The 23,500-nt window shown below is 63.4% G+C and carries 19 protein-coding genes and 2 pseudogenes; 8 read left to right on the top strand and 13 right to left on the bottom strand.

Going from position 1 to position 23,500, the window contains the following annotated elements; all coding sequences use genetic code 11:
• Positions 1–55: 55 nt before the first annotated feature.
• Genes ACG873_RS07960 through ACG873_RS07950 form a run of 3 tightly spaced genes read right to left on the bottom strand, consistent with a single transcriptional unit; the run spans position 56 to position 2,761 of the window.
• Complete coding sequence (locus tag ACG873_RS07960) at positions 56–1,378, bottom strand: TRAP transporter large permease (RefSeq protein WP_394891231.1); 1,323 nt, start codon at positions 1,376–1,378, stop codon at positions 56–58.
• Complete coding sequence (locus ACG873_RS07955; RefSeq protein WP_394891230.1) at positions 1,375–1,842, bottom strand: TRAP transporter small permease; 468 nt, start codon at positions 1,840–1,842, stop codon at positions 1,375–1,377. The genes ACG873_RS07960 and ACG873_RS07955 overlap by 4 nt, the downstream gene beginning before the upstream one ends.
• Positions 1,763–2,761: a crotonase/enoyl-CoA hydratase family protein gene (locus ACG873_RS07950; protein WP_394891229.1), complete on the bottom strand. Its 999-nt coding sequence runs from the start codon at positions 2,759–2,761 to the stop codon at positions 1,763–1,765. Before ACG873_RS07950 ends, ACG873_RS07955 begins: the two co-directional genes overlap by 80 nt.
• Before the next feature lie 168 nt (positions 2,762–2,929).
• On the opposite strand from ACG873_RS07950, the gene ACG873_RS07945 reads away from it, so the two are divergent.
• Positions 2,930–3,403 carry a MarR family winged helix-turn-helix transcriptional regulator gene (locus ACG873_RS07945; protein ID WP_394891228.1) on the top strand — a complete coding sequence of 158 codons (474 nt, stop codon included), beginning with the start codon at positions 2,930–2,932 and terminating at the stop codon, positions 3,401–3,403.
• On the opposite strand, the gene ACG873_RS07940 is transcribed toward ACG873_RS07945, so the two are convergent.
• Genes ACG873_RS07940 through ACG873_RS07930 form a run of 3 tightly spaced genes read right to left on the bottom strand, consistent with a single transcriptional unit; the run spans position 3,377 to position 6,976 of the window.
• Positions 3,377–3,817, bottom strand: a complete 441-nt coding sequence (locus tag ACG873_RS07940; RefSeq protein ID WP_394891227.1) for an acyl-CoA thioesterase — start codon at positions 3,815–3,817, stop codon at positions 3,377–3,379. The genes ACG873_RS07945 and ACG873_RS07940 overlap by 27 nt on opposite strands.
• 46 nt (positions 3,818–3,863) lie before the next feature.
• Positions 3,864–5,111 (bottom strand): thiolase family protein, encoded by a 1,248-nt coding sequence (locus ACG873_RS07935; RefSeq protein ID WP_394891226.1) that lies wholly within the window; start codon positions 5,109–5,111, stop codon positions 3,864–3,866.
• Positions 5,108–6,976 carry a feruloyl-CoA synthase gene (locus tag ACG873_RS07930; RefSeq protein ID WP_394891225.1) on the bottom strand — a complete coding sequence of 623 codons (1,869 nt, stop codon included), beginning with the start codon at positions 6,974–6,976 and terminating at the stop codon, positions 5,108–5,110. Before ACG873_RS07930 ends, ACG873_RS07935 begins: the two co-directional genes overlap by 4 nt.
• 147 nt (positions 6,977–7,123) lie before the next feature.
• Here ACG873_RS07930 and ACG873_RS07925 point away from each other — a divergent pair, with 147 nt between their 5' ends.
• The 4 genes and pseudogenes from ACG873_RS07925 to ACG873_RS07910 all read left to right on the top strand — a co-directional run.
• The gene (locus ACG873_RS07925; RefSeq protein ID WP_394891224.1) at positions 7,124–7,465 is read left to right on the top strand and encodes an ArsR/SmtB family transcription factor; all 342 of its coding nucleotides are present in this window, start codon (positions 7,124–7,126) and stop codon (positions 7,463–7,465) included.
• Positions 7,462–8,388, top strand: a complete 927-nt coding sequence (locus tag ACG873_RS07920) for an SRPBCC family protein (RefSeq protein ID WP_394891223.1) — start codon at positions 7,462–7,464, stop codon at positions 8,386–8,388. Before ACG873_RS07925 ends, ACG873_RS07920 begins: the two co-directional genes overlap by 4 nt.
• A 225-nt stretch (positions 8,389–8,613) precedes the next feature.
• The gene (locus ACG873_RS07915; protein ID WP_394891222.1) at positions 8,614–9,162 is read left to right on the top strand and encodes a dihydrofolate reductase family protein; all 549 of its coding nucleotides are present in this window, start codon (positions 8,614–8,616) and stop codon (positions 9,160–9,162) included.
• 53 nt (positions 9,163–9,215) lie between these two features.
• Positions 9,216–9,338, top strand: a pseudogene (locus ACG873_RS07910) (IS5/IS1182 family transposase); the annotation flags it as partial.
• A gap of 16 nt (positions 9,339–9,354) precedes the next feature.
• On the opposite strand, the gene ACG873_RS07905 reads toward ACG873_RS07910, so the two are convergent.
• Positions 9,355–10,812, bottom strand: coding sequence for a caspase family protein (locus ACG873_RS07905; RefSeq protein WP_394891221.1), 1,458 nt, complete (start codon positions 10,810–10,812; stop codon positions 9,355–9,357).
• A 373-nt stretch (positions 10,813–11,185) separates the two neighbouring features.
• On the opposite strand from ACG873_RS07905, the gene ACG873_RS07900 reads away from it, so the two are divergent.
• The 3 genes from ACG873_RS07900 to ACG873_RS07890 all read left to right on the top strand — a co-directional run bounded on the left by ACG873_RS07900 (position 11,186) and on the right by ACG873_RS07890 (position 17,063).
• On the top strand, positions 11,186–15,634 hold the full coding sequence (locus tag ACG873_RS07900) for a hypothetical protein (protein WP_394891220.1): 4,449 nt from the start codon (positions 11,186–11,188) through the stop codon (positions 15,632–15,634).
• Between the two features lie 230 nt (positions 15,635–15,864).
• Positions 15,865–16,488, top strand: coding sequence for a hypothetical protein (locus tag ACG873_RS07895; protein WP_394891219.1), 624 nt, complete (start codon positions 15,865–15,867; stop codon positions 16,486–16,488).
• A gap of 83 nt (positions 16,489–16,571) precedes the next feature.
• A complete protein-coding gene (locus ACG873_RS07890; protein ID WP_394891218.1) occupies positions 16,572–17,063 on the top strand; it encodes a GNAT family N-acetyltransferase in 492 nt (163 codons plus the stop codon).
• Positions 17,064–17,079: 16 nt separating this feature from the next.
• On the opposite strand, the gene ACG873_RS07885 is transcribed toward ACG873_RS07890, so the two are convergent.
• The 6 genes and pseudogenes from ACG873_RS07885 to ACG873_RS07860 all read right to left on the bottom strand — a co-directional run bounded on the left by ACG873_RS07885 (position 17,080) and on the right by ACG873_RS07860 (position 23,495).
• Positions 17,080–17,988 (bottom strand): endonuclease/exonuclease/phosphatase family protein, encoded by a 909-nt coding sequence (locus tag ACG873_RS07885; protein WP_394891217.1) that lies wholly within the window; start codon positions 17,986–17,988, stop codon positions 17,080–17,082.
• 30 nt (positions 17,989–18,018) lie between these two features.
• A complete protein-coding gene (locus ACG873_RS07880) occupies positions 18,019–19,572 on the bottom strand; it encodes a phospholipase D family protein (RefSeq protein ID WP_394891216.1) in 1,554 nt (517 codons plus the stop codon).
• A 141-nt stretch (positions 19,573–19,713) separates the two neighbouring features.
• Entirely contained in the window at positions 19,714–20,982 is a 1,269-nt protein-coding gene (locus tag ACG873_RS07875) for a branched-chain amino acid ABC transporter permease (protein WP_394891215.1), read from the bottom strand.
• A complete protein-coding gene (locus tag ACG873_RS07870) occupies positions 20,982–22,004 on the bottom strand; it encodes a branched-chain amino acid ABC transporter permease (RefSeq protein ID WP_394891214.1) in 1,023 nt (340 codons plus the stop codon). Before ACG873_RS07870 ends, ACG873_RS07875 begins: the two co-directional genes overlap by 1 nt.
• Positions 22,004–22,716, bottom strand: a pseudogene (locus ACG873_RS07865) (ABC transporter ATP-binding protein). Before ACG873_RS07865 ends, ACG873_RS07870 begins: the two are co-directional and overlap by 1 nt.
• Positions 22,713–23,495 carry an ABC transporter ATP-binding protein gene (locus tag ACG873_RS07860; protein WP_394891213.1) on the bottom strand — a complete coding sequence of 261 codons (783 nt, stop codon included), beginning with the start codon at positions 23,493–23,495 and terminating at the stop codon, positions 22,713–22,715. The pseudogene ACG873_RS07865 and the gene ACG873_RS07860 overlap by 4 nt, the downstream one beginning before the upstream one ends.
• Positions 23,496–23,500 lie beyond the last annotated feature (5 nt).

Genomic DNA, 23,500 nt, shown 5'->3' with positions numbered 1-23,500 from the left:
AATGCTCCGTTTGGTGGAGTCTTGTTCTGTTGCGCCGCGCCTAACATACCTCTTTCTAATAGAGCAGGCGGACGAGAAACAGGCTGATGATCGGAAACGCCGTCAGTATCGCCGTGCGGACGAGGTCGGTTGCAACAAACGGAAGAACGCCCTTGTAGGTCTGGCCGAGCGAAATGCCCTTCGCCATCGAATTTATGACGAAAAGATTCATGCCCACGGGCGGCGTGATCAGGCCCACCTCCACGACGATGAGGATGAGGATGCCGAACCAGATGGCGAATTCCTCGGGCGGCAGGCCGAAATCGAGCGCCGTGACCATCGGGAAGATGATCGGCACGGTCAGGAGGATCATCGAAAGCGAGTCCATCACACAGCCCAGGATAAGGTAGAGGATCAGGATCGCCACGAGGACGATCCAGGGATTGTACCCTTGAGCGGTGACGAAATCGGCGGCGAACTGGGGCAATTGCGACATGGCAAGGAACCCGTTCAGCGCTCCGGCGCCCAGAACGATCAGGAAGATCATGGCCGTGGACGAAGCTGTCGAAAGGATGGCCTCGATGAAGTTTTCGCGCGTCAGCCCGCGGTTGAGAAGCGAGATGATGCCGGTGCCGGCGGCGCCGATTGCGGCCGCCTCGGTGGGGGTGAACACGCCGGTGTAAATTCCGCCGATGACAGCGATGAAGACGATCATGACCGGCCACACGCCGGCCAGCGCTTCGAAGCGCTCACGGTAGGGTGTCCGCTCACGATGGCCTGCCGAGCCGGGGTTTACGCGCACGTAGATGGCTATGGCGATCATGTAGCCGATGGCCGCGAGGATGCCCGGCACAAACGCGGCGACGAAGAGTTTGGCGATATTCTGCTCGGTCAGGATCGCATAGATGACGAGAATGACCGACGGCGGAATGAGAATGCCGAGCGTGCCGCCGGCGGCCAGCGTGCCTGTCGCCAGCGCGCCGGAATAGCCGTATTTCCTGAGTTCGGGCAGCGTGACCTGCCCCATTGTCGCGGCCGTCGCGAGCGACGAGCCGCAGATTGCGCCGAACCCTGCGCAGGCGCCGACCGCCGCCATGGCGACGCCGCCCTTGCGATGGCCGAGCCACGTGGCCGCCGCCTTGAACAGCGCAGCCGACATGCCGCCGAGCGAGGCGAACTGGCCCATCAGGAGGAACAGCGGAACGACCGAGAGCGAATAACTGGAGAAAGTGCCGTGCGTGAGATTCTTGAACTGGGCCATCACGGGGTTGAGGGAACCGGTGACGAGCCAAGAACCGCCGATGCCGACGGCCAGCATGGCCACCCCGATGGGGATGCGCAGGAAGATAAGCGCGAGAATGACAGGGAACGACCAGAAACCGAGTTCGATGTTGGTCAATGGACCATCCCCTGGGTCGGATGGGGAGGATTGTCCGATAGCGCCTCGCGGACGCTGCGCACCAGGACGTAGGCGGCGACGATCACGAAAGCAGCCGCGCCGACCAGCCCCGCGGCATAGGCCCACCAGAGCGGCATCCGCAGAAGCAGCGTCGTCTCGCCGTAATTGAATTTGTCGACGGTGCCGAGCCAATGCCGCCAGGCGATGAAGGCTGCGATCGCCAGCATCAGGGCATCGGACACGACCATGATCCAGGCGTTGGCGCGCGCGCTGAGGAAGTCGGTGAAGACGGAAACAACCGCATGGCCGCGGGTCAGGTGCGTCCAGGGCAAGAACGCAAAGATGGCGAAGCCGACACCGGCCTCCACGAGTTCATAGTCGCCTCTAATGCTGCCGAGCCCGACCCAGATGAACGCGCGGCCGATAACGCTCAGCACGGTGATGATGACGATCGCGGTTAACACCACGCCGCCTGCAATGGCGACATATCTGGCAAGCCCGTACACCCCCCGGCCCAGTTTGGTTTCGTCCATGCTCGCAGTCCCCTCCCAAGGCTCGATGGTCGTCTCTTCTCCCCGGCGCGTAAAATGAAATGTTCCGCGGCTTACATAACCCCAGGGATATCAATCGGCACGCTATGCGAGATCTAGGCTTGCGCTTTTCGAGAAAGGCCTTCAGCCCCTCCTCGGCGTCGGGTCCGGTCTGGCTCAGCGCAGCTGCCAGGCTTTCGGCATAGAGACCGTCCTCGGCCGACATGTTGGAGATCCTGGCGATCGACTGAATGATCAGATAGTTGACCGCGCTGGAGTTCTGCGCCACCTGCAAAGCGAGGTCGACGGCTTTCGCCAAGCCTTCCCCGGCCGGCGCGAGATAGTGCGCGAGGCCGAGCCGGTAGCCCTCTTCGGCCGAATAGGTCCGGCCTGTCAGCATCATCTCCGTCAGCCTGTCCGCCCCTATGATGGCGCCCACACGAACCGTGGCGCCGCCGCCCACGAAAATCCCCCGCTGGCCTTCGGGCATGCGGAACAATGTGCTCTCCTCGGCAACGCGAACGTGGCAGGCCGAGGCGATCTCCAGCCCGCCACCCATAACCGCCCCGTTCATGGAAGCTATTACCGGGACGCCGCTAAACTGGATCAATCCCATCACCGCATGCCAGTTGCGGGAATGCCGCATCACCTCGTGCGGCGCGCGCTCGACCTGCTCGCTCAGATCAAGTCCGGAACAGAAGTGCCCGCCGTTTCCGGAGAGCACCACCGCCCTGACGCCATCCGGCACATCGGAAAAAAACCTGCGCAGCGCTTCGATCAAGGCGTCGTTGACGGCGTTGCGCTTGGCCGGCCGATTGAGGGTCAGGTAAGCCAGCGGGCCGTCGCGCCGCACCTCAAGAACCGCGTCCACCATGCTCGCTGCGCGTCCTTCCGTGTCAGCCGGCGTCGGCATTTCGATGCTCCGTCAATTCGCGGAATGTTCTATCATATAACAATTATGGACGCTATAGTATGGCTGCGCAAAGCGCATGTGCATCGGCGGCAACGGCAAAGAACGACCATGGACAATCCCAACCCGGTGAAGCCCGCGAAACTACGGCGGCAGCGCTTCGACCCCAGTTCCGTGAACGACATCATCGGCTATCGCCTGCGCCGGGCGCAGCTCCGCGTTTTCCAGCAATTCATCACGCGTTTTTCGGAATTCGATCTGCGGCCGGCCGAATATTCGGTGCTTGCGCTGATCGCGGCCAATCCGGGCAGCAAACAGACCGAGATCGCCGAAGCGTTGGGGATCAAGCGAGCCAATTTCGTCGCGCTGATCAACGAGCTCGAAAAACGCGGCCTGACCGAACGCCGCCAACCGGCGGGAGACCGCCGCTCCAACGCGCTGTTCCTGACGCCGTCCGGAGAAGAATTCGTCGCCAAAGCCAATGCGGCGCAAGCCGATTTCGAGGCCGAATGCGTGGCGAAGCTCGGCGGGCAGAAAGCGCGGGACCAGTTGATGGCGCTACTCGACATGCTGGTTGCCGACTAGCGAGAACGCCGCGATCACCTCGTCGGGGATCGCCTGCGATTTGAGCCTATGCGGGTCGGTCTCGTCCTTGCCGACCCAGACGCGGGTTTCGCGGCCTTCGACGGCGAGTTCACCACCGTTATAGAGCCTGTGCTCGACGTCGAAGCTCGAGCGCCTGAACGCCGCGACGGCGCTCTCAATCCTCACCACATCGCCGAAGCGCGCCGGCTTGACGAACTTGGCGCCGGTGTCGACCATCGGGATGCCGACAATCCCGAAACGCCTGGTCCAGGCGATCTTCTTCATCCCGAGTGCCGCTTCGAAAAGGCGGGCGGTCGCGGCATCGAACATGCGGAAATAGTTCGGATAAAACACGATGCCTGCCGGATCGCAGTCGCCGAATTCGATCTCGACCTCATGCGTGTTGACCAGCATGGCCGCGTTCTCCTCTATATATTCTGGCCCGGCGCGGACGTGTTGCTCAGGCCGCCGGATTTTCGATCAGCAGCGCGATGCCCTGCCCGCCGCCGATGCAGGCCGAGGCGACGCCGTAGCGGAGTTTTGAGCGTTTCAACTCGCGAGCCAGCGTCAGGGCCAGCCGAACGCCGGTAGCGCCCAGCGGGTGGCCAATGGCGATGGCGCCGCCATTGATGTTGAGCTTTGCCTCGTCGAGCCCGAGTTCGCGCACGCACGCGAGAACTTGCGCGCCGAACGCCTCGTTGATCTCGATGCGGTCGATCTGGTCCAGTGTCAGGCCGGCCGTATCCAGCACGGCGCGAATGGCCGGTGCGGGACCGATGCCCATGATATGCGGCGGCACGCCGATCGAGACGCCGGCAAGAAGGCGGGCGAGCGGCGCCTTGTCCACGGATCTCACGCAGTCCGAAGAGCCGACCAGCACCGCGGCCGCGCCATCGACGATGGCCGAGGAATTGCCGCCCGTCTGCACGCCGCCGAAGGCGGGGCGGAGCCTGGCGAGCACATCGTAAGGCGACGGGCGGACGTGACTGTCGGCGTCGACCGTTTCGACGCCCCTTGGGAGCCTGACGCCGCGCGCCTGCAGCCCCTCCACCTCGAAGCTCTCGGATATGACCGGAACGATCTCGTCGGCGAAGAACCCGGCGTCGCGTGATGCGATTGCGCGTTCGAAGCTGCGGGCGGCGAAGCGGTCCACCTCCTCGCGGGTGATGCCGTACTGTTTGGCAAGGTTCTCTGCCGTATCGCCCATGTTGACGCAGGCGGCCGGGTCGAAGAGCGCCTCCCAGAGAAAATCCTTGAACTCGACCGCGCCCATGGCGAAGCCATTGCGGTGCGTATAAGCGGCGATCGGGTTGCGGCTCATCGACTCCGTCCCCACGCCCAGCGCGATGTCGACACGGCCGAGCGAGACGGCGTCGGCCGCCTGCACCAACACCTCCAGCCCGGTGCCGCAGATGCGCTGGACGAGATGCGCTGGGCGTTCTGTCGGCACGCCGGCGTAAAGCCCGATGTGCCGCGGCGTGAGGTAGGCATCGAACGAGGCCTGCGCCATGGAGCCGGCGATGGTGGTGCCGATGTCCGCGGGACTGACGCCCGCCTTGGCGATCGCTGCGCGAGCGGCCTTGATGCCGAGATCGATCGGCGAAATGGCCGAAAGCGCCCCGCGATAGTCGACGAAGGGGGTGCGGACGCCGTCTATCAGATAGGCATCGTCAAAGGTGGCCCTCAGGCCCTTTTCCCTGGCGGTCACTTAACGGCCTTTCGTTCGAAGGTCATGACGTGGTTGGGTACAGGTTCGGCGTAGAGGTCCTCGACCAGCCCGGCACGCGCCACCATCACCGCTCTCTGGTTGATCGAGCCCTTGTCGGTGATCTCGCCGGCATCGATCGACGGCGGCACGGTCAGCAGGATCGCACGCGCGACGCGGCTGGCGCTGCCTGTCGCCTTCGACGCCAGCGCGTCGAGTCTCGCCTGGAAGGCGGCGCGGACTGCCGGATGCGCCACGACCGCCTCGGCGTCGGCACCGCACCCCGGGCCGGCCACGCTCCGGCAGGCGTCCAGATCGGGAAAGATCAGCGCGCCAATATGGTTTCGGTCGAGCCCGGTCAGCACGATGTCGCGAACGAGCGGCGCGCAGGCGGAGATCGCCGCCAGCCGGACGGCGCTCACATTGACCCAGGTTCCTGTCGAGAGCTTGAAATCTTCGGTGACGCGCCCGTCGAAGACGAAGCCGCGCCCAATGTCGTTCGGATCGGCGAATTTCAGCGCGTCGCCGATCCTGTAGTAACCTTCGTCGTCGAAGGACTCGGCGGTCTTGTCCGGTTGTTTCCAGTAGCCCGGCGTGACGTTCGGGCCGCGCAGGCGCAATTCCAGTTTTTCGCCGTTCGGCACGAGCTTGACCTCCAGCCCGGCGGCCGGCAGCCCGACCAGCCCGGCGCGATCGACCGCCCACGTGGTGGTGAAGGCGAAGGGCGCCGTCTCGGTCGAGCCGTAGCCGGTGATGATCATGATGCGCTCGCCGGTGGCCGCGCAGGCCGCACGATCGAGCGCGTCCCAGACATGCTGCGAGAGGCTGGCCCCGGCATACTGAATCAGCTTGAGGCGCCGGAAAAAGTTGTCGCGCAGCGCGGCGTCGGCGGTGAGAGGCTCGACGAGGAGTTCATAGCCTTTCGGCACGTTGAAATAGAGCGTCGGAGAAATGTCGGCCAGATTGCGGATGGTGCGTTTGATGCCTTCAGGCGTCGCCATGCCGTCATCGATGTAGAAACTGCCGCCATTGTACAGCGCGATGCCGAGATTGTGGCTGCCGCCGGCAACATGATTCCACGGCATCCAGTCGACCATCACCGGCGGTTCGTCGGCGAGAAAGGCGAGCGCCGTGCGTATCATCTCCTGATTGCAGGTCAGCATGCGCTGGGTGGTGATCACCGCCTTCGGCATTCCGGTCGAGCCGGAGGTGAAAAGAAACTTGGCGATAGTGTCCGGGCCGACCGCCGCATTGGCGGCCGCGACCGCGTCGGTGGGAACGGTCGCGGCGAGATCGTCGAAGGACCGGGTCGCGCGGCCGGCGGGCGGGTTCTTGCGAACAACCAGCGGAGTTGCGGGATCGATCGCCGCGTCTATTGCGGAGGCGAATTTCGCGCCGTCGTTCACATAGACCATGCCCGGCTTGAGGAGGCCCACAATATGCCTGAGCTTGGCGTGGTCCTTCGAAATCAGCGAATAGGCGGGCGAGATCGGCGCGTGCGGGATGCCAACGAGCATCGCGGCATAGCCGATAAGCGCGTGCTCGATCTCATTGCCGGAAAGGATCAGAAGCGGGTGGTCCGCGGAAAGCCTGGCATCGAGCATCGCCTGGGCGAGGTTGCGGATGGCCCGGTTGGCCTCGGCATAGGTGATTGTGCGCCAGGCGCCGTCCTCGCCACGGTCGGCGACGAACACCGCATCCGGCGTTCTTTGGGCCCATTCCTCGAGCCGGTCGGTCATGCAGCGCGGGAACGCGCCGAGAGGGTCCAGGGCGCGGACGTAAACGGAGCCGTCCGGTCTCCATTCGGCCTCGGCACGCATCCTGCCCATGCGAACGGGACGAAAGTCCAGACCCTGTCCAGCGTCCATGTGCTCCTCCCTATAGTTATGAAACATAACAATAACAGAGCGTGGGCTCAAGAGGGAGTTTGAATTGAGCGGCGCTTAGGCGGGAAAACTTAGCTACTTGACGAAGTTTTCGCTTGCGCCACCGCAGAACGCGCGATAGTTAGCGATATGGCTAAGCATGATCTTGATCTCTCGCAGCTCTTCCACGCGCTCGCTGATCCGACCCGCCGGTCGATCCTGACCCGGCTCGCCGAAACACCTGCGCGAGTGACGGAATTGGCTGGCCCCACGGGACTGAGATTGCCCACGGTGATGCGGCACCTTTCCGTGCTGGAGGAAGCGGGATTGATAACCACGTCCAAGGACGGGCGGATACGCACCTGCGCCATCGTACCCGAGGCTCTGGATCCGGTGCGGACATGGCTCGATGAACAGCGGGCCATCTGGGAGACCCGGCTCGACCGGTTGGACGCATTTGTGATGAATGTGATGAAGGAACGCGAAGAATGACTCAGAACCTGGCTACAAACAGTGCGACCCGTGCGGTGCCTGACGATAGGAAGGGCCGCTTTGCGACGCTCAACTTCGAACGGGACGTGGCCGCGCCATTGGCCGTACTGTGGGAGGCATGGACGGCCCCGGTCGCGCGGGCGATCTGGGCTGCGCCATCGCCCTCGGTCACCGTGGAGTTCCTGGAAACCGACACCAGGGTGGGTGGACGCGAGGTCTCACTCTGCAAGGTAGAAGGCCAGCCTGACATCCGCTGCGAGAACGGCTGGCTTGCGCTGCAGCCAGCGGTGTGCAGCGTGAACTACGAGGTGATCTCGTCCGAAGGCGTGACGCAATCAGCAGCGCTGGTGACAGCCGATTTCGAAGGTGCGGACGGGCGCAGCCGGTTGGTCGTGACGGTGCAGCTTTCCTCGCTGGGGGAGGACATGGAGGCAGGCTACCGGGCAGGCTTCGGCGCCGGCCTGGACAACCTCGCGGGCGCGGCTGAACGGACCATGGTGCTGCAGCGGGTGATTCAGGCGCCGCGGTCCATCGTGTGGGGCGCGTGGATGAACCCTGAAACGCTGCCGCAATGGTGGGGGCCGGACGGCTTCTCCTGTCGAACGAAGAGGATCGATCTGCGCGCGGGCGGCGAATGGGTATTCGACATGATCGCACCCGACGGCACGGTCTTCCCGAACCACCATCTCTATAACGAGGTCCGGCCCGAGGAGAGGATCGGCTATACGCTGCATTGGGGCGAAAACGGGCCGAAACACGCCGACGCCTGGGCCTCATTCGAGGATCAGGACGGGGCAACGAAGGTAAAGCTGGGAATGGTATTCAGCACGGCTGCCGAGTTCCAGGAGGCGAAGGGCTTCGGCGCAGTGGAACTGGGACTGCAAACCCTGGGCAAACTGGAACGCTTCGTCGCATCCCGCTGAAATGCTGCGACTTCCCGTCGGCCCGAATTAGGGGTTGTGGACGAGGTCCTCATCCATGTCGCGCCCGTCCTCATCGGCGACGGCATCCGCCTCTTCAGTCAGAAGGGCACGGAGCCGGTCAGGCTGGAGAAGACCGAGGTCTCGGAAGCGGGCAGATCACCAAGATCCGCTTCCGCTTCGCGGGATAGCCGAGAATTCACAAAGGGATACGAAGAGGAGGGTTCTATGAGAAAACTGATCATCTGGGACATGGTGAGCGTCGACGGCTTCTTCGAAGGTCCGGACAGGGACATCAGCTGGTTCGTCTTCGAAGAAGAACTCGAGAATTACATTCGTGAGACCCAGGAAAAGGCCGACACGCTGATCTTCGGCCGCGTGACCTACGAGCTCATGGCAGCCTATTGGCCGTCCGAGAAAGGCTGGATCGCGGACTTCATGAACAAGATCGAGAAGGTGGTCTTCTCGCGCACGCTGAAAAGCGCCGACTGGAACAACACGAAGCTCTTCAACGGAAATGTCGCGGAAGAAGTCTCTAAGCTGAAGACCAGGGACGGCGGAGACATCTTCGTGTTCGGCAGCGCCGACCTCACGGCGACCCTGATGGAGCACGGCCTGATCGACGAGTATCACCTCGGGATCAACCCCGTCATTCTCGGGAGAGGCACGCCGCTCTTCAAGGGCGGCCCCAACCGGATACCCCTGAAGCATCTGGAGACGAGGACGCTCAAGTCAGGTGTTGTCATCCTCCATTACGCGCCGGAGAGCAGGCAATGACGATCGATCGATTCTTTTCCGTCAACCAGGCTTGTCGAAATGGGAGCAAGCGGCTTTATCGCGAGCGCAATCTGATCGAGCGCTTCTTCTCCAAGCTGAAGCACTTCCGCCGGGTCGCCACCCGCTACGACAAGCTCGCGGCCAACTTCCTCGCCTCAATCCGGCTGTGGCTGCGCGCTTATGAGTCTACGCCTAGAATATGCCGCCGATGCCGATGCCAGCGCCAATGTCCGGAGGAGGCGCGGCCGGTCTTGTCCTTTGCGCCCTCGCCTTGCGCCCGGCCGTTGCTTTCTTCGCGGCCGCGTCGCCGCGGTCCATCGTTGCCGTCTTGACCGGGCGCGGCGCGGCCACCGGCTGCCGGCAGATGCGGCCGGAGCGAAGGAACAGATCGCTGAGCAAGTTCACATCCGGTTCGAGCGACGTCCGGGCCTGCTTCGTGCGCTGGAAATAATCGGAAAGCGCCTTTTTGGATCCCGGCCCCCAGTCGCCGTCGATTGCCTTGCGATAGCAGCCGACCCTGGCCAGTTCGGTCTGGACGCGGCGGCTGATATCGACCTTGGCCGCATCGTCCTCATCGCTCCCGCCAGTGACGAGAGAACTCAACGCCGACGCCACATCCTTTTCGACGACCGCCAGACCGTCCGATGGCGCAAGCCCCGCCACCTGCGTGCCCGAAAGCTTCTGTTGGCTGGAATTCTCGGTCGAACGAACCGTGTCCGGCAGTTGCTTTCCAAGCAGGAGCACGGTGCTTTGCAGGTCGCCGTCGGCCGACGCCAACTGGACCATCAGCTTTTCCTTCATGCTCGGATTTTCCAGAATCCTGCTCAGGGTCGAGCCGAGTTCCTGCGGGTCGATGACCTGCAATTCCGTGAAGTAGAACTGCTCGCGAAGGTTGGACTGATCCCAGGGAACCTGATTGCCGAGCGTGCGCGCTTCGGTAGCGTTCCGGACGCGGATCATCATGTCTGAAATGCTCAAGCCCGGAAATTCGATGTTCTGGAGCATCGCTTCCGTGAACGGGCTGTTTTCACCGACGCCGTCGACCGTGACATTGCCCGGCTGGGTCGCGAAGGCGATGTAGGTGTTCTCGCCAACCTCGACTTGCGCGAGACCCTTGCCCGCGCCCTCGATCGCGGCGGGGAGCGGGCTGTTGCGGCAGGCATCCAGGAATATGAATGTCGGCCGGTCCCGGCTGGCAAAACGTGCGATGATTTCATTCAGCCTGATTGCCCTGGACGTCAGGTTCTCCACGCTGCTCGGTTCCAGCGTGTCGGAGGGTAGGAGGAAGTTCTCACCCTGGATCTGCACGCCGTGGCCGGCGTAGAAGATCAGGACGGCGCTGTAGCGATCGAGTTTGCCTTCGAAGCTGCCGAGCATTTCCTTGAGCTTGTCTGAGGACAGGTCGATACCGGTGGCGACCTCGAAATTCAGTCGCCGCAGGCTCTCCGATATCCTCACGGCGTCGTTGGACGCGTTGGGAAGATCGTCATAGCGCTCATGCTCGTAGTTCGAGTTGCCGATGACGATGGCAAGCCGTCCGAGTTCGCGAGCCTGATCCTCGTTTTCGGCGATGGCGGCGGCCGGAGCCACGCCCAAAAAGTAAAACGCCAGAAACGACAGCAACACCAAGAGTTTGTCGGGACGTATCATCTCGGCACCGTTCGATGCATGTGGATCTTCGGCAACCTGCGCACGCCGTAACATTTGCCGGAAACGGCATGTTCAAAGCTGTCGGCATGATAATGGCATTAAAACGCGCGGTCTTCCACTACCGCGAGGCACAACTCTGTCCGATTTCCTTTCGGCTATCGTTGCACTATGCGCCACTCGGCAGGAACGGATTCCTGTGGCCCTCCGGCCACATCGCTGCGGTTCTTCCTCGATGCTTCGTTCGGCAGGTTGCATTTACGCCGATACTGACCTACCGATTTAAAACTATACTGCCTGTGTATTTTTCTTTGAGGTGCGTTTCCAGACATCTTCTGAATTCCGCCGGTCCCGGATCGGCGGCGGGCGGGGCGAGATGATCAAAGGCTGCAAAACTCCTCGTTCAGGCGCCGTTTCGGCCCTGGCCCTCATTGCGGCCGGCGCCTTTCTGCCCTCGGACGCACTTGCATGCGAGGCGACAGCGCAGGTGTCGGGATCGGTCGTCACTTCGGTGGACGTGGTGTGCGATCAGCCCACCCCCTATGTGATAGACACCGACTACCAGACCTTCCTGGAAAACGAGCTTGATTTCGACTACGACGGGGCCGGGGACGACACGGTTTCGGTCCTGGGCGGCGACGTCCGCATCCAGCAGAACATGAGCGATCCGTTTCCGGCCTTCGTGATCGAGACGCTGGACGGCGACGACACTTTCACGATGACCAGCGGCAACGTCATCGGCGAGGACGGCCCGGGGGGCCCGCCCCCGATCATCCAGCTCGACATGGGCAACGGTAACGACACAGTCGATATCAGCGGTGGACTGTTCGACGGCGCCATCTTCCTCGGCGACGGCAACGATACGGCGAACATTTCGGGCGGCGAAATGGGGCCGATATTTGCCGGCGCGGGCAATGACACCGTCACGGTTTCAGACACGGCCCAGATCGGCGTCTTGACCGGTTCAGAGTCCAGCACCGACTCCGTCGGTTTGGAGGACGGCGACGACACCTTCACGATGACCGGCGGTACGTTGGCCGGCGGCGTCAGCGGCAATGCGGGAAGCGACACGATCTCGATCTCGGGCGGGCTCGTAACCGCCTACGTCGCCGGCAACGAGGACAGCGACACGATCACTATTTCCGGCACCGCGACAATCGGCGAGCACGTCACGGCGGGCGAAGGCGACGACAACGTTACGGTCAGCGGCGGAACGGTCACGCTGTTCCTCGACGGCGGGACCGGCAATGACACTCTGGAAGTGAGCGGCGGGGCGATCGGCAGCGATATATTTGCCGGAGACGGCGACGATACGGTCGAGGTCACAGGCGGAACCATCGGCGGCTCGATCTTCGGCGACGACGAGGGTCCGGCGGGGAACGACACCATCTCGCTCACCGGAGGTTCCGTCGCCGGAGCCGTATTTGGCGGCGGCGGCAACGATACCGTCACGGTTTCCGGAACGGCCGAAATCGGCGTCCTGACCGGTTCCGGGTCCAGCACAGACTCCGTCGGACTGGAAGACGGCGATGACCAATTCACCATGACCGGCGGCACGCTGCAGGGCGGCGTCAGCGGCAATGCCGGAAACGACACGATCTCGATCTCCGGCGGTCTTGTGACCGGCTACGTCGCCGGCAACGAGGACAACGACACGATCAGCATTTCTGGCACGGCGACGATCGGCGAACACGTCACGGCGGACGAAGGCGACGATGTCGTTTCGGTCAGCGGTGGGACCATCACCCTGTTCGTCAATGCCGGCATTGGCGACGACAGCATCGATGTGAGCAACGGCACGATCGGCAGCGATGTCTTTGCCGGCGACGGCAATGACACGGTGGATATCACAGGCGGCGACATCGGCGGCTCGATCTTCGGCGACGACGAGGGGTCGGGCAACGACACCATTTCGCTCGCCGGAGGTTCCATCGCCGGAGCCGTATTTGGCGGCGGCGGCAACGATACCGTCACGGTTTCCGGAACGGCCGAAATCGGCGTCCTGACCGGTTCCGGGTCCAGCACAGACTCCGTCGGTCTGGAGGACGGCGACGACGAATTCACGATGACAGGCGGCACGCTGGACGGCGGCGTCAGCGGCAATGCCGGCAACGACACGATCTCGATCTCGGGCGGGCTCGTAACCGCCTACGTCGCAGGCAACGAGGACAGCGACACGATCAGCATATCCGGCACGGCCACCATCGGCGAGCATGTCACGGCCGACGAGGGCGACGACACCGTTTCGGTCAGCGGCGGAACGATCAGCCTGTTCGTCAACGCCGGCATCGGCACCGACAGCATCGAAATCAGCGGCGGCGCGATAGGCAGCGATGTGTTTGCCGGCGACGGCAATGACACGGTGGATATCACAGGCGGCGACATCGGCGGCTCGATCTTCGGTGACGACGAGGATTCGGGCAACGACACCATTTCGCTCGCTGGAGGTTCGATCGCCGGAGCCGTATTTGGCGGCGGTGGGAACGATACCGTCACGGTTTCCGGAACGGCCGAAATCGGCGTCCTGACCGGTTCCGGGTCCAGCACAGACTCCGTCGGACTGGAAGACGGCGACGACCAATTCACCATGACCGGCGGCACGCTGCAGGGCGGCGTCAGCGGCAATGCCGGAAACGACACGATCTCGATCTCGGGCGGGCTGGTCGCCGCATACGTCGCCGGCAACGAGGACAACGACACGATCAGCATATCCGGCACGGCGACCATCGGCGAGCATGTCACGGCCGACGAGGGTGACGACATCGTTTCGGTCAGTGGCGGAACGGTCACGCTGTTCGTCAACGCCGGCATCGGCGACGACAGCATCGACGTCAGCGGCGGCGCGATAGGCAGCGATGTGTTTGCCGGCGACGGCGATGACACGGTTGACATTTCGGGGGGCGATATCGGCGGCTCGGTATCGGGCGAGGCCGGGGCGGATACCGTGACCATCAGCGGCGGCGCCATCGACGGCGACGTGCTCGCAGGAGACGGCGGCGACACTGTGAACATCTCGTCGGGCAACATCGACGGCTCGGTCGCGGGAGGAGCCGGTACGGACATCGTGACTATCAGCGGCGGCTCGATTGTCGGTAACGTCGAAGGCGAAACGGTGCGGCTTTTCGGCGGCTCGATCGGCGGGGATATAACTGGCATCTCGAACAATACGCTCGTGGTGGAGGCCGCCGGTACGAGCCTGAACCTTCGCGACGGAGTGCTGTTCCAAGGCACCGATGCCATCGGCACGATCACCGGCACCGACCTCGCACGGGCGGAGGGCGCGAGCTTCGACAGCCAGAATTTCGACGGGTTTTCCAGCCTGGGCGTGGACGGCTCGGCCATCGGCTTTTCCGGGCCGACGCAGACGATAGACGAGTTGTCGCTTGTCGACGGTTCCACTCTCTTCGTCGCTGGCCAAGTCAACCTGCTTTCGACCGAAGGGGGAGCTGGCAACTTCTCGATATCCAACTCCACCATCAACATGACCAACGGCGACCCGACGGACCGGTTCAATGTCGGCGACGCCACGTTCGATGCGGCCACCCTGGCGATCGACATCAACCAGGAGACGATCCAGGCCGACCAGCTGGTCGCGTCAGGCCTGTTCCAGGCGTCCGGGGCCAACGCCGTTCTGGTGAACCTGCTCGGCGCGCCGGTGTTCAGCGGGGTCAGCATCATACCGATCGCGCCTGTGACTGGCGAAACCGTGGATTCCGGCGGAACCGGTTCGGCGCTCTTCACGGTGCAGGGCATCACCGCGACCCCAGGTTCGCTGTTCACCTACGACGTGGTCACCGGCAGCGACGGCGGCATCTATCTGCGGGCATTGCCTTCGGATCTCGTTTCACCGCAGGCCACGCGGGTGGCGATCGATTCCCGGCCGATCGAAAACGTCACCGACACCATCACCGAGATTTCAGACGATGCGATAGCAGACATCATGGAGCTTCCGAAGGGCTCCGGCCGCTCCGATGCAGGTCCGGGATTTGGCGTCTATGCCTCCGGCCAGCTTGCCCGCGTCAACCACGACGGTTTCACCGTTTCGGATGGAACAGTGTCGGCGCAGGGACCGTCCTTCAGCGCGAACGATTTTTCGCTGGCAGCCAGCCTGGAGCTCGATGTGGCGAAATATTACGGCTTCGATGACAGGTACGGCCTGAATGTCGGGATGTTCGGCGGCTATGCGTCATCCGACGTTACCCTCGATCCGGTGAACGGTTTCCAGGATGTCGGCGACGCGGAAAACGAAAGCGGCATGGTCGGCGCCTATGGCCTTTTCAGGAGGGGCACTGACTACGCGCTCGTTTCCGCCACCACCTTCATCGGCGAGACGGAGATCGACAATCACGTGCTCGGCTCGACCGGCGCATACGACACGGTCGGCTATGCGCTGACCGGTACGGTCGGTCACATCTTCATGCTGACCGAAACGCTGCGCTTCGATCTCCGCGGCGGCGCGCTCTGGGCGTCTTTCGAGGGCGACGAGTTCGAGGACAGCCAGGGCAACAGTTTTGGCGAGTCGAAGGTCTCGTTCGGTGCGATCAAGTTCGAGCCGGGAATTTACGGCGACTTCAACCTCGACAACGGCATGGCGATAAGCCCCTATGGGCGACTGGAGCTGCAGCAGCGGCTCGGCTACGAAAACACCGGCAGTGTCGAAGGCCTGGAGTTCGAGTTCGACGACGCCGACTTTTCGGCCGCTCTCTCGGCCGGCTTCAATCTGAAGGTCACCCCGACCACAACGGTCAGCTCCGAAATAAGGACGAAATTGTCCTCGGACAGCGAGACCTTCGCGGGAAAGCTCGGCGTCAAGGTGAAGTTCTGATTTCGAAGAAATCCGCCGTCCTTGCTGCGGCCGTCGTCCTGCTCGTTGCGGGCGCGGTGGCGGGTTACCTGTTCTTGCCGGGCGGCCCCCTCGCCTCTCGCTGGAACCTTGCCCAGCCTAAATTCGGCCAGTCCCGCTCAATACCGGCAGACACAGCTCTTCAACCCCCGCGCCCCTCAGTTGCGGCCACTGCGCGCTCGCAGCCGACGGACGCGCTCGACGACCCCATCGTGCGCGCCGGCTGGCTTAGAGGCTACAAGGGCGGCGATTGCTTCTTCGCGGCGGCGATGTCCGTATCCTCCGGCAAAGTCGCCATCGAAGGATACGGGCGCGGCATCGAACCATTCCAGGACATGCTTGTGGCGTTCGAACGACGGTTCGGCATCGTTCCTGAGGTCGGGCTGCGCGTGATCTCGGACGAACAGTGCGCCGTTGCCGATTTCCTCCGGAATTTCCCGAACGCGCCGGGCGAAATGCCGGACCTGTCGCTCGACAAGCACGATCTGACGACCGCCGACCCCATGCGAGGCAAGGTCGTGGCTGCGGCGGGTGCAAAAACTTACCTGCTGCTCGTCGACCATGAAGGGCTGGTCCATAATCTCGAGGCGCGACTCAAGCGATCGGGGAGCATGGCACGCTTCGACGTCCCTCTAGGGTTCGGCTCGGCCGCACCTCCCGGCTCGGAACCATCGCCGCAAATCCTGATCGCGATCGCCGGAAAAGAGCGGCTAAAGGCGATGAACTTTGCCGGAACGCCTCCAGCTTCGACGATCCTTCCCAAGATATCGAGCGAAGTCGAAGCCCGGAAACTCGCAATGGCGACAAGCGCTCAATATCTCCGGATTCGCCGGTAAGCCGAAGACCCGCCGGTAGATCGCAGGTCTTGGCAATCGAGCGTACGGCCCATAGAAAGCGGCCGCAGCCGGAGAAAACCGCAATGCCGCCCGAGACCGCCCTGTCCGAAATTTCACCCGCCTCGCAGGCGGCGATCCTCGCGCTCAACAATGCCCATGCGGCGGAATTGTCATGGCTCGAACTCGCCGAACTCTCGCGGCTTCTGGACGAGGCCTTCCATGCGCGGCGGATCGGGGAAGTCGACGCCTTTCTGTTGGCATTCGACCAGGACGCGCGCTACGACAGCCCGAATTTCGAGTGGTTTCGCGCCCGTTATCCGCGCTTCGTCTATGTGGACCGCGTAGTTGTCGCCGAGCATGCACGCGGGCGCGGCCATGCCCGCCGGCTCTATGCCGATCTCTTCGACCATGCCGCTCGTTCGGGCCACGATCTCGTGACCTGCGAGGTCAACGAAGACCCGCCGAACCCGGCTTCCGACGCGTTCCACGCCGCGCTCGGCTTCGCGGTCGCCGGCCAGGCATTGATCCATGACGGCAGCAAGAGCGTGCGCTATTTCACGCGGTCGCTCACCTGAAATCGACTCGTGGCGATCAGCCCTGCTGCATTTCGGGCTGCCTGACGCCGAGTGCATCCAGCGCCGCCGGTATGTCGATCGTCGCCTTGAGCGGCAGATGGTCCGAAGCGATCTGCGACAGGGGCGTGTGGTGAACTTCCAGCGCGGTCACCAGTCCGGGCGTTCCGATGACCCGGTCGAGCGCCACCATCGGATAGTAGGACGGGAAGCTCATCGGCGCGGCGGCCAATGGGCCGAAAAGCGGCTTCAGTTCATGCAGCGACGAACGCGGGCCGGGCCGCCATTCGTTCAGATCGCCGAGCAGAAGCGTCGGGATGCGCTCGCCGTCGTCGACCGCGTTGACGATGGCGCGAACCTGCCAGCGGCGCACGCGCCGCAAGAGGCCGAGATGGGTGGCCACGACCCGTAGCGGGCCCGCAGGCAATTCCAGGTCGACCACAAGCGCCCCACGGGGTTCCGCGCCCGGCAGCGCCAGCCGCGTGACGCTGCGCACGCGGCCGGTCTTGATCAGAACGGCGTTGCCCCGCCATCCATGGCTATTGGGCATAAGAGATGCGCGCACCAGCGTGAGCCCTGTGGCCTGTTCCAGCGCATGCAGGTCCAGCAGGCCCCTCCTCAAGCCGAAGCGCTCGTCGGCTTCCTGCAGCGCGACCACGTCGGCGTCGATCTCGGCGATGACAGCCGCCACGCGGTTCGGGTCGAAGCGTCGGTCGACGCCCAGGCATTTGTGGATGTTGTAAGAGGCGACAGTGACCTGATGGCTCGCGGCCTCGCCCAGCCGGTGCGGATCGGCGGCGCGGGCTGCGAGTTGCTGGTTGCGGATGTGGTTCTTGATCTGCGCCTTTATCGATCCGAGGCGGCGGGGCGCCCGCTTGAGCAAGTCGAGCTGCACCGGATCGAAGAAGCGAAAACGTCGGAGTGGCATTCGGTGCCTTTCACCGCTTGGAACGTTGGTCTAAAGCTGCTCCTCGATGGGCAACAGACCCACCAGCATAGCAATCATCCGCCGCCGCAGGCTGGCCTCGGGCTCGGCCCCGAGAAGCTTCGCGGCGCCGACTGGCCCATCCTCCCATCCTATGGCTCCGTTTCCAAGCACGACGCGGTAACTTCTGCGAGGCGACATCTCCTGCGCAAACACCGCCTGCACCTCCCTCGCCAGTTCGGCATGGTCGAACATGATGCCCATTTCCGTGTTGAGGGAGGCCGAGCGCGGGTCGAAATTGAACGAGCCGACGAAGCCTGTCCGATCGTCGACCAGGAATGCCTTGGTGTGGAGGCTGGCGCCGCTCGATCCGAACAAAGAGATGTCCTGCCGCGCCTCGCGCGGACGAAGCTCGAACAGCCGGATGCCGCCTTTTATCAACCGCTTGCGGTAGCGCGCATAGGCGCCGTGGACCGCCGACACGTCGGTCGCGGCCAGCGAATTGGTGAGGACGGAGACACTCACGCCCTTCGCAGCAAGGTTCAGCAATATGTTTGCGCCGTCCTCGCCGGGGATGAAGTAGGGCGACACGATCTCGACACGGCTGCGCGCCGAGGCGACGGCCGGCATGATGGCCTTTATCAGCCAGTTCTCCCGTTTTCCGTCATAGGCTTTCTCCGGCGGGTCGGAGACGACGCGCGCGCTGGCGGTCCAGTGCAGCTTCTGGACGCCCGCCAGCATGTCCTGGACGTCTTCTTCCTCCAGCACGCGGCCCAGATAGGGAATGGCGGCGGCGTGTGAAGGCGACGACTGCAGCGCCTTGCGCAGTTTCGGCAGATTGCCCCTGCGCGAGCCCGCAAGAATCTTGATGGGAATGACGACGCTGCTGTTCCAGTAGGCGTCGAATATCGCTTCGGTCTGCTGAACCGCAGGCCCCACCATCAGGACATCCATATCGCGGAAATTCGAGGCTTCGGCGGCGTCGAAATAGGCATCGCCAATGTTGCGCCCGCCGACGATGGCGAGCCGTCCGTCGACGATCCACGCCTTGTTATGCATGCGCCTGACCACGCTGTAGTAGCGCAGCAGCATTTCCAGGCCGCGGCGAAACGGGCCGTCCCGGCTGCGGCAGGGGTTGAACAGCCGCACCTCGATATTCGGATGCGCATCGAACGCGCAATAATTGGCGTCGCGGCCACTGACGTTGACGTCGTCGAGCAGCAGGCGCACGCGCACGCCGCGATCGGCGGCCATGAGAACCTCGTTGGCCAGCAGTCTGCCGGTCAGATCGTCCTTCCAGTAGTAATATTGCAGGTCGAGGCTTCGGCCGGCATTGCGCGCCGCCGCGGCGCGAACGGCGAAAGCGTGCAGGTTTCCACTGAGCAGTTGCAGGCCGGTTTCGCCAGGATGTTTTTCGAGCAGCGGCGCAATCGCCGCATCGAGCGCCGTCCGGCCTTCGGAAACGTCGAGGCTGACGGATGGCTCGCCCTGTTCGTGGCGGGCGAACCGGCCATAGGAATAGACCGCAAGATAAAGAAACAGCGCCAAGCCCGCCAGGACGGCCAGCGCTATCGACAGGGTGCCCATTCTATCGTCTTGACCATTTCAGGGACCGATGCGGCCACCAATACAAGGCGGAAGCATGGCGAATGTTCCATTGGCCGCCGAGCGGCAGGCAATGATGGCAATGCCAGCCGTAATCCAAGTCGCGCGAGGTTCGCTTCGGGGCTATTCGTATTTCATCACCTTTTCGGGCAGCAGGCCCTTGGGCGCGAAGCGCAGCACGAGGATGATGGTCAGCCCGATGACGAAGACCCGCATCTGCAGGGCACGCGTCGGCAGGTCCGAGGGCGGCGCGATATCGAATATCTGCTGGAACCAGCTTGCGCCGTATCGGAACAGGATCAATGCGGCGGGCTCCGACATGGTCCAGATGACATAGACCAGCAGCGCGCCGAAAATCGTCCCGAGATTGTTGCCCGAGCCGCCCAGAACGACCATGATCAGGACCAGGAAGGTGTGGTTGATGGGATTGAAGCCGCTCGGGTCGAAAATCCCGCCGAAATTGACAAGCGCCGCGCCGCCAACGCCGACAATGATATTGCCGAGCACGAACATCTCCAGCCGGCGGCGGTTCACGTCCTTGCCGATCGCCTCGGCGGCGGTTTCGTTGTCGCGGATGGCCCGCATCATCCGGCCCCATGGCGAAGCCCAGCCGCGCTGCAAAAGGATATAGATCGTCACGATCAGCACCGCAGTCAGGCTGAGATAGGCGGCGCGCGCGGCGACGAAGCCGATCTCGTTGGGCGTCGGCACCGGCCACGGCAGCGGCGATGCCGTCAGCGTACCCCTGGTCAGCCAGTCCGCGTTCTTCAGGAAGGACTTGACGATCTCGGCGATGCCGAGCGTGGCGATCGCCAGATAATCGGACCGCAGGCCGAGCGTGATGCGGCCGATCGCCCAGGCCAGCGCTCCGGCGACGAGCCCGCCTAAGGTCCATCCGAGCAGCGCCGGCAGGCCGAAGCCGCCTACAAAACTGGAGCCTTCCTCGATGATTTCCGCCGCGGGGCCGAGCGTGTTCTGCACCGTCAGGTAAGTAATGGCGGCGACGCCGACTGTGAGTACCGTGCGGAGTTTCTTGGGCACGCCGATCCGGTCCGAGCGGCTGACGAGATACGTGGCAGCGACGCCTATGGCGAGATAGATGCCGGTGACAAGCAGCATGCCCGGCGCTTCGGATTCCCAGAAAGCGGGATTGACCGGAAACGAGACCAAGACGCTGGTGAACGCCGCGATGGCGATGAAGCCCATCACGCCGGCGTTGAACAGACCGGCATAGCCCCACTGGACGTTCAAGCCCAGCGCCACGATGGCGAGGCAACCGGCCTCAGCCAGCATGCGAACGCCATAGGCGTTGCCCTGCCAGACGAAGATCAGCGCCACGAGTATTACCAGCCCGCCGAGAAGTGCTAACGCGCGAGTATCGACCGCCCGCATCACAGCACCCTCCCCTTGAAGATTCCGCTTGGCCGCCAGATCAGCACGGCGACGAGGATGAAGAACGGCACGACCAGCTTGTACTCCGTCGGCACGAAGGCAAGGTTGGCCGGGATCTCCAGCCATTCTGGCAGGTGCGGCTTCAGCGGCCGCAGCAGGATCGCCCAGTTGAAGACGGAAAGCGTCTCCGTGAAACCTACCAGCAGCCCGCCGCTGATGGCGCCATAGGGCTGCCCAACCCCGCCGACGATCATGGCGGCGACGATCGGCAGCAGCAGGTTGAAGCTCAGATCGGGCTTAAGGCTGACATCCATGGCGAGCAGCGTTCCGGCCGCCGCCGCCAGGCTGCCGGCGATGATCCATGTCGTGCGCACGACATGGCCGGTGCTGATGCCGGAAATGCGCGCCAGATCGGCATTGTCTGACATCGCCCGCATCGCCTTGCCGGTGCGCGAGCGCGTCAGGAACAGATGCAGCGCGACTACGCTGACGATCGTGAAGACGATCAGCAGCAGCTGCGGTTCGGTCATGATGATGTCGCGGCCGTCGAACGGGATGCGATAGATGTCCTTGGCTGCGACATACATCTGGCGCGGCGCGGTTCCGAAGAAGAGCCGGATCACACCCTGCAGCATCAGCATGACGCCGAAGGAGGCGATGACCAGCGTGATCGGCTTGTAGCCGACGGTCCTCAGCGGCGCGTAGAAACTCTTGTCCAGGAAGATCGTCACGGCGGCGGTGACGACCATTGCCAGCGGCATCACCACGAAGGCGGTGGGCAGGCCGACCAGCGCGCCGAGGCCGGGCATGAGCATGGTCAGCACGAAAGCCACGAAGGCGCCGAGCGTCATGATGTCGCCGTGCGCGAAATTGGCGAAGCGCAATATGCCCGAAACCAGGGTCATGCCGACCGCGCCGAGCGCGTAAACCGAGCCGATGATCAGCCCGGCGATGACCACCTTGTTGATGAAGAACACGATCTCGTTGATTGGCATTGCCGCCAGCAGGCCGACATCTTCCATCAATGTGCTCCCCCGCCGAGGAAGCTTTCGGCCACTTCCGGATTGTCGAGTAGGGCCTGCCCGGTGCCGGTAAAGGAGTTTCTTCCGCCGGCCAGGACAAAACCCTTGTGGGCGATGGCCAGCGCCTGGCGCGCATTCTGCTCGACCATCAATATACCGACGCCGCTCTCGTTGATGGCGATGACGCGCTCCAAAATCTCGCCCATGTAGAGCGGCGACAGGCCGGCGGTCGGTTCGTCCAGCAGCAGCAGCTTAGGCTCCATCATCAGCGCGCGGCCGATGGCCACCATCTGGCGCTGCCCCCCGACAGTTCGCCCGCAGGCTGGCGGTGCTTGTCGCGCAGCGGCGGGAAATATTCGAAGATCTTCTCGATCAGCGGCCGGAAATCGTCGCGGCGGATATAGGCGCCCATTTCCAGGTTTTCGCGTACAGACAAGGTCGGGAAGACGTTGAACTCCTGCGGTACGAAGGAAAGGCCGCGCCGCACCAGCTTCTCGGGGTTGTTGTTGGTGACGTCGTCGCCGTCGAAGGTGACGCTGCCTTCCGAGACCGTCAGCAGGCCGAACAGCGCCTTCAGCGTCGTCGACTTGCCCGCTCCGTTCGGCCCGATGATGACGCCGATCTCGTGGGCCTCTATGTCGATGCTCACGCCGTTCAGGATGTTTGCGCCGCCATAGCCGGCATGGATGCCGCGCATGCTCAAGATGCTCATGACGCGCGCTCCGCCGGCACGCCGCCGAAATAGGCCTCGATGACTTCCGGGTTCTTGCGGATTTCGGCCATCGGCCCCTGCACCATCACCGATCCGGCCGCCATGACGATGACCGGATCGCAGAGCCGCGCGATCAGATCCATGTCGTGCTCAATGACGAAGAAGGTCAGTCCCTTGTCGCGGTTGAGCGATTCCACTACCGAAGCCAGGTCGTTGAGCAGAGTGCGGTTGACGCCGGCCGCGACCTCGTCGAGCAGCACCACCCGGGGCTCCGCCATCATCACCCGGCCGAGTTCCAGCAGTTTCTTCTGGCCGCCGGAGAGATTGCCGGCCTGCTCGTTCTTCACATGGGTAAGGCGCAGAATTTGCAGGATTTCCTGGGCCTTGCGCCGGGCGGCCAACTCGTCGGCGTGGATTTTGCCGCGGCGAAAACAGGCATCGAAGAACGATTCCTCACCCTTTCCGGCCGTTACGACCATCAGGTTTTCCAGCGCGGTCAGATGCGTAAATTCCTGCGCGATCTGAAAGGTTCGCGACAGGCCGTGCTCATACAACTCGTGCGCGGCAAGCCCGGTAACGTCCTCGCCGTCGAGCAGGATAGTGCCCGAGGTCGGCGCGAAGGCTCCGGCGACCATGTTGAACATGGTCGTCTTGCCGGCCCCGTTCGGGCCGATCAGTCCGGTAATCGTGCCGCGCTCGACCTTGAGCGAACAATTGTCGACCGCCACGACGCTACCGAACCGTTTCGTGACGTTTCTGACCTCGATGAGTGTATTCACCCCAC

Origin of the sequence: Allomesorhizobium aridi, assembly GCF_043769475.1 — a bacterium.
GTDB lineage: Bacteria > Pseudomonadota > Alphaproteobacteria > Rhizobiales > Rhizobiaceae > Allomesorhizobium.
The sequence above is the reverse complement of the archived record's forward strand: the minus strand, read 5'-3'. Positions and strand labels throughout refer to the sequence as shown.

Bases quoted from the DNA above. Each gene is read 5' to 3' on its own strand.
- ACG873_RS07915 (WP_394891222.1), top strand. From the start codon at position 8,614: ATGAGAAAACTGATCATCTGGGACATGGTGAGCGTCGACGGCTTCTTC.
- ACG873_RS07945 (WP_394891228.1), top strand. From the start codon at position 2,930: ATGGACAATCCCAACCCGGTGAAGCCCGCGAAACTACGGCGGCAGCGC.
- ACG873_RS07940 (WP_394891227.1), bottom strand. From the start codon at position 3,817: ATGCTGGTCAACACGCATGAGGTCGAGATCGAATTCGGCGACTGCGAT.
- ACG873_RS07880 (WP_394891216.1), bottom strand. From the start codon at position 19,572: ATGGGCACCCTGTCGATAGCGCTGGCCGTCCTGGCGGGCTTGGCGCTG.
- ACG873_RS07870 (WP_394891214.1), bottom strand. From the start codon at position 22,004: ATGGAAGATGTCGGCCTGCTGGCGGCAATGCCAATCAACGAGATCGTG.
- ACG873_RS07925 (WP_394891224.1), top strand. From the start codon at position 7,124: ATGGCTAAGCATGATCTTGATCTCTCGCAGCTCTTCCACGCGCTCGCT.
- ACG873_RS07900 (WP_394891220.1), top strand. From the start codon at position 11,186: ATGATCAAAGGCTGCAAAACTCCTCGTTCAGGCGCCGTTTCGGCCCTG.
- ACG873_RS07875 (WP_394891215.1), bottom strand. From the start codon at position 20,982: ATGCGGGCGGTCGATACTCGCGCGTTAGCACTTCTCGGCGGGCTGGTA.
- ACG873_RS07920 (WP_394891223.1), top strand. From the start codon at position 7,462: ATGACTCAGAACCTGGCTACAAACAGTGCGACCCGTGCGGTGCCTGAC.
- ACG873_RS07885 (WP_394891217.1), bottom strand. From the start codon at position 17,988: ATGCCACTCCGACGTTTTCGCTTCTTCGATCCGGTGCAGCTCGACTTG.
- ACG873_RS07930 (WP_394891225.1), bottom strand. From the start codon at position 6,976: ATGGACGCTGGACAGGGTCTGGACTTTCGTCCCGTTCGCATGGGCAGG.
- ACG873_RS07905 (WP_394891221.1), bottom strand. From the start codon at position 10,812: ATGATACGTCCCGACAAACTCTTGGTGTTGCTGTCGTTTCTGGCGTTT.
- ACG873_RS07890 (WP_394891218.1), top strand. From the start codon at position 16,572: ATGCCGCCCGAGACCGCCCTGTCCGAAATTTCACCCGCCTCGCAGGCG.